Origin of the sequence: Streptomyces sp. PA03-6a (assembly GCF_033792765.1) — a bacterium.
GTDB lineage: Bacteria > Actinomycetota > Actinomycetes > Streptomycetales > Streptomycetaceae > Actinacidiphila.
Window position 1 is genome coordinate 1 of the sequence record NZ_JARAVK010000426.1, and the last position, 4758, is coordinate 4758.

At 71.7% G+C, this 4758-nt stretch carries 2 protein-coding genes, 2 tRNA genes, 2 rRNA genes and 2 pseudogenes; 4 read left to right on the top strand and 4 right to left on the bottom strand.

The genetic code is table 11. The annotated features are described in order from the left end of the window. From rrf (PV350_RS44675) to PV350_RS44685, 3 genes are all read left to right on the top strand, one after another. Positions 1–92 (top strand): 5S ribosomal RNA (gene rrf / locus PV350_RS44675); the annotation flags it as partial. Between the two features lie 141 nt (positions 93–233). Next, positions 234–1199 (top strand): DegT/DnrJ/EryC1/StrS family aminotransferase, encoded by a 966-nt coding sequence (locus PV350_RS44680; protein WP_499514354.1) that lies wholly within the window; start codon positions 234–236, stop codon positions 1197–1199. An 82-nt stretch (positions 1200–1281) separates the two neighbouring features. Then, positions 1282–1354 (top strand) — tRNA-Thr (locus PV350_RS44685). Positions 1355–1426: 72 nt separating this feature from the next. On the opposite strand, the pseudogene PV350_RS44690 reads toward PV350_RS44685, so the two are convergent. Next, positions 1427–2362 (bottom strand): annotated as a pseudogene (locus tag PV350_RS44690) (PP2C family protein-serine/threonine phosphatase); the annotation flags it as partial. A 34-nt stretch (positions 2363–2396) separates the two neighbouring features. Between PV350_RS44690 and PV350_RS44695 the strand changes: the two are divergent. Further along, positions 2397–3332, top strand: a pseudogene (locus PV350_RS44695) (PP2C family protein-serine/threonine phosphatase); the annotation flags it as partial. 72 nt (positions 3333–3404) lie between these two features. Here PV350_RS44695 and PV350_RS44700 read toward each other — a convergent pair. From PV350_RS44700 to rrf (PV350_RS44710), 3 genes are all read right to left on the bottom strand, one after another. Further along, positions 3405–3477: transfer RNA gene (locus PV350_RS44700), tRNA-Thr, on the bottom strand. Between the two features lie 82 nt (positions 3478–3559). Further along, on the bottom strand, positions 3560–4525 hold the full coding sequence (locus tag PV350_RS44705; protein WP_499514354.1) for a DegT/DnrJ/EryC1/StrS family aminotransferase: 966 nt from the start codon (positions 4523–4525) through the stop codon (positions 3560–3562). A gap of 141 nt (positions 4526–4666) precedes the next feature. After that, a 5S ribosomal RNA gene (gene rrf / locus PV350_RS44710) occupies positions 4667–4758 on the bottom strand; the annotation flags it as partial.

Consider the following 4758-nt stretch of genomic DNA (forward strand, 5'->3'; position numbering starts at 1 on the left):
CGCCCGGTTACATTTCGAACCCGGAAGCTAAGCCTTTCAGCGCCGATGGTACTGCAGGGGGGACCCTGTGGGAGAGTAGGACGCCGCCGAACAATCTTTAGTAGCCGTGCCCCCGGACCCAGTCCGGGGGCACGGCTCTTTGGCGTATCCACACCCGCTGTTCATGTTCAGATCAGCAACGCATCACCGGCTGCGGTGATCCTTGCCGGAACGGGTAAGTGGAGGTGAGCCTGATGCAGCAGTTTCTGGTTCAGGGTGCTGAAGTAGCCGCGCTGGAGGACGAGTTCGCGTCCGCGGTGGACGGGCGTCATGCCGTCGCCGTCGACTCGGCGACCTCCGCGTTGCATCTGGCGCTGCTCTCGCTCGGCATCGGTGCCGGCGAGGAAGTGATCCTGCCGTCGTTCGCGCCGGTGGAGACCGCGGCCGCCGTGCGGCTGGCCGGTGCGGTGCCGGTCTTCGCCGACATCGACCCGCTGACGTTCTGCCTCGACCCGGAGGCGGTGGCCGCCGCGATCACGCCCCTCACGGTGGCGATCCTGCCGGTGCACCTCTTCGGACACCCCGCCGCCGTCGACCAGATCACCGACATCGCCGCCCGGCACGGTCTGGCGATCGTCGAGGACGCCACCCAGGCCCAGGCGGCGACGCTGGCCGGCCGCCGGGTCGGCACCTACGGGGCGCTGAGCGTGTTCGCCGTCGAGGAGGGCGCCGTGGTGACCACGGAGCACCCCGAACTGGCCGGTGCCGTCAAGAGGCTTCGGGACACGGCCCACGCCAGGGCCCGGATGACCGACGGCAAGGCGGCCGCGGGCCGCGGGGTGCTGGCGAAGCTCGCCGGTTCCGTGGCCCGGCAGCGGGCCAACTGCCGTTACCTGGACTCGGCCCTGACCGGTGTCCTGGTGCCGTACGTGGAGCCCGGCGCGCACCACGTCTACCACCGCTACACGGTGCGGATACCCGGCAACGGCCGGCCGGACCGGGACGCGTTCGCGATGGCCCTGGCCGCGCGCGGCGTGCAGGCGAACGTGAGCATCCCGACCCCCGTGCACCGGTTGCCGGAGTACCGGTCGAGCTCGTACCTGCCCCGCACGGAGAAGGCGGCCGGCGAGACGCTGTCCCTGCCCGTCCACCCGGGTCTGACGGAGAAGGAGTTGGAGCGGATGGCCGTGGCGTGCAACACGCTCGGCGGACTGCTCTGAAGCCGGGCGCTCCCGTCGGGCCGTGCGTCGATCGGATTTCCGAACCGGGGCGTGGATGCGTTAAGATCCTTCACGTCGACGCGCCCCAATAGCTCAGTCGGCAGAGCGTCTCCATGGTAAGGAGAAGGTCTACGGTTCGATTCCGTATTGGGGCTCTGATGAGGAAAGGCCCCCGCCATCCGGCGGGGGCCTTTCTCGTTTCCCTTCCCCTTCGCGGACTGTCGCCGCTACGCGGGCAGTTCCGGGACGCGCATCGTGAGGATGGCCATGTCATCGGAGGGCGCGTCGGAGGCGAAGCGCTCGACGGCCCGCTGGATGCGGGCCGCCACGGCGCCCGCCGTGAGGCCCGTACAGGTGGCCAGGACGTCGGCGAGGCCGTCGTCGCCCAGCATGCGGGTGCCCTCGCGCCGTTCGGTGACGCCGTCGGTGACGCAGAGCAGGACGTCGCCGGGGTCGAGGGTGACGGTCTGCTCGACCAGTTCGAGGTCCTCGATGACGCCGAGCAGCGGCTGGGGTTCCGCGGCGGCTTCCACGACGCCGCTCTGCCGCAGTCGCAGCGGCAGGGGGTGGCCAGCGCAGACGACCTTCAGGACGGCGCTGCCGTCGCTCTGCGGCCACATCTCGCCGTAGAGGAGGGTGAGGAAGCGGCTGCGGGCCCCCTCGTCCAGGATGGCCGCGTTGAGCCGTTCCAGGACGGAGGGGCCGCTGAAGCCCTCGCGGGCGAGCAGCCGCAGCGCGTGGCGGGCGAGACCGGTCACGGCGGCGGCCTCGGGGCCCGTGCCGCACACGTCGCCGATGGCGAAGCCCCAGCAGCCGTCGCGGATGGGGAAGACGTCGTAGAAGTCGCCGCCGACCTCGTTGCCCTCGCCGGCGGCGCGGTAGACGACCTCGACCTCGACGCCGGGGATCACCGGCAGGCCGGGCGGCAGCAGGCTGCGCTGCAGGGACTGGCTGATGGCCGTGCGCTCGCTGTAGAGGCGGGCGTTGTCCAGGGCGAGGGCGGCCCGGCGGGACAGGTCCTCGGCGAGTTCGAGGATCTCCTGGCGGAAGCGCTCGTCGGCGGACCTGCCGAGGGTGAGCATGCCGATGACGCGGTTGCGGGCCACGAGCGGCAGGACGACCGTCTCGCCGCCGACCGCGGCCGCGGTCGCCAGGGCCGTGCCGGGGCCCGTGGCGGGCCGGCCCGCCACGGGCCCCGGCACGGCCCTGGCGACCGCGGCCGCGGTCGGCGGCGAGACGGTCGTCCTGCCGCTCGTGGCCCGCAACCGCGTCATCGGCATGCTCACCCTCGGCAGGTCCGCCGACGAGCGCTTCCGCCAGGAGATCCTCGAACTCGCCGAGGACCTGTCCCGCCGGGCCGCCCTCGCCCTGGACAACGCCCGCCTCTACAGCGAGCGCACGGCCATCAGCCAGTCCCTGCAGCGCAGCCTGCTGCCGCCCGGCCTGCCGGTGATCCCCGGCGTCGAGGTCGAGGTCGTCTACCGCGCCGCCGGCGAGGGCAACGAGGTCGGCGGCGACTTCTACGACGTCTTCCCCATCCGCGACGGCTGCTGGGGCTTCGCCATCGGCGACGTGTGCGGCACGGGCCCCGAGGCCGCCGCCGTGACCGGTCTCGCCCGCCACGCGCTGCGGCTGCTCGCCCGCGAGGGCTTCAGCGGCCCCTCCGTCCTGGAACGGCTCAACGCGGCCATCCTGGACGAGGGGGCCCGCAGCCGCTTCCTCACCCTCCTCTACGGCGAGATGTGGCCGCAGAGCGACGGCAGCGCCGTCCTGAAGGTCGTCTGCGCTGGCCACCCCCTGCCGCTGCGACTGCGGCAGAGCGGCGTCGTGGAAGCCGCCGCGGAACCCCAGCCGCTGCTCGGCGTCATCGAGGACCTCGAACTGGTCGAGCAGACCGTCACCCTCGACCCCGGCGACGTCCTGCTCTGCGTCACCGACGGCGTCACCGAACGGCGCGAGGGCACCCGCATGCTGGGCGACGACGGCCTCGCCGACGTCCTGGCCACCTGTACGGGCCTCACGGCGGGCGCCGTGGCGGCCCGCATCCAGCGGGCCGTCGAGCGCTTCGCCTCCGACGCGCCCTCCGATGACATGGCCATCCTCACGATGCGCGTCCCGGAACTGCCCGCGTAGCGGCGACAGTCCGCGAAGGGGAAGGGAAACGAGAAAGGCCCCCGCCGGATGGCGGGGGCCTTTCCTCATCAGAGCCCCAATACGGAATCGAACCGTAGACCTTCTCCTTACCATGGAGACGCTCTGCCGACTGAGCTATTGGGGCGCGTCGACGTGAAGGATCTTAACGCATCCACGCCCCGGTTCGGAAATCCGATCGACGCACGGCCCGACGGGAGCGCCCGGCTTCAGAGCAGTCCGCCGAGCGTGTTGCACGCCACGGCCATCCGCTCCAACTCCTTCTCCGTCAGACCCGGGTGGACGGGCAGGGACAGCGTCTCGCCGGCCGCCTTCTCCGTGCGGGGCAGGTACGAGCTCGACCGGTACTCCGGCAACCGGTGCACGGGGGTCGGGATGCTCACGTTCGCCTGCACGCCGCGCGCGGCCAGGGCCATCGCGAACGCGTCCCGGTCCGGCCGGCCGTTGCCGGGTATCCGCACCGTGTAGCGGTGGTAGACGTGGTGCGCGCCGGGCTCCACGTACGGCACCAGGACACCGGTCAGGGCCGAGTCCAGGTAACGGCAGTTGGCCCGCTGCCGGGCCACGGAACCGGCGAGCTTCGCCAGCACCCCGCGGCCCGCGGCCGCCTTGCCGTCGGTCATCCGGGCCCTGGCGTGGGCCGTGTCCCGAAGCCTCTTGACGGCACCGGCCAGTTCGGGGTGCTCCGTGGTCACCACGGCGCCCTCCTCGACGGCGAACACGCTCAGCGCCCCGTAGGTGCCGACCCGGCGGCCGGCCAGCGTCGCCGCCTGGGCCTGGGTGGCGTCCTCGACGATCGCCAGACCGTGCCGGGCGGCGATGTCGGTGATCTGGTCGACGGCGGCGGGGTGTCCGAAGAGGTGCACCGGCAGGATCGCCACCGTGAGGGGCGTGATCGCGGCGGCCACCGCCTCCGGGTCGAGGCAGAACGTCAGCGGGTCGATGTCGGCGAAGACCGGCACCGCACCGGCCAGCCGCACGGCGGCCGCGGTCTCCACCGGCGCGAACGACGGCAGGATCACTTCCTCGCCGGCACCGATGCCGAGCGAGAGCAGCGCCAGATGCAACGCGGAGGTCGCCGAGTCGACGGCGACGGCATGACGCCCGTCCACCGCGGACGCGAACTCGTCCTCCAGCGCGGCTACTTCAGCACCCTGAACCAGAAACTGCTGCATCAGGCTCACCTCCACTTACCCGTTCCGGCAAGGATCACCGCAGCCGGTGATGCGTTGCTGATCTGAACATGAACAGCGGGTGTGGATACGCCAAAGAGCCGTGCCCCCGGACTGGGTCCGGGGGCACGGCTACTAAAGATTGTTCGGCGGCGTCCTACTCTCCCACAGGGTCCCCCCTGCAGTACCATCGGCGCTGAAAGGCTTAGCTTCCGGGTTCGAAATGTAACCGGGCG

Coding starts and splice junctions, on each gene's coding strand:
- PV350_RS44680 (WP_499514354.1), top strand. CDS start 234: ATGCAGCAGTTTCTGGTTCAGGGTGCTGAAGTAGCCGCGCTGGAGGAC.
- PV350_RS44705 (WP_499514354.1), bottom strand. CDS start 4,525: ATGCAGCAGTTTCTGGTTCAGGGTGCTGAAGTAGCCGCGCTGGAGGAC.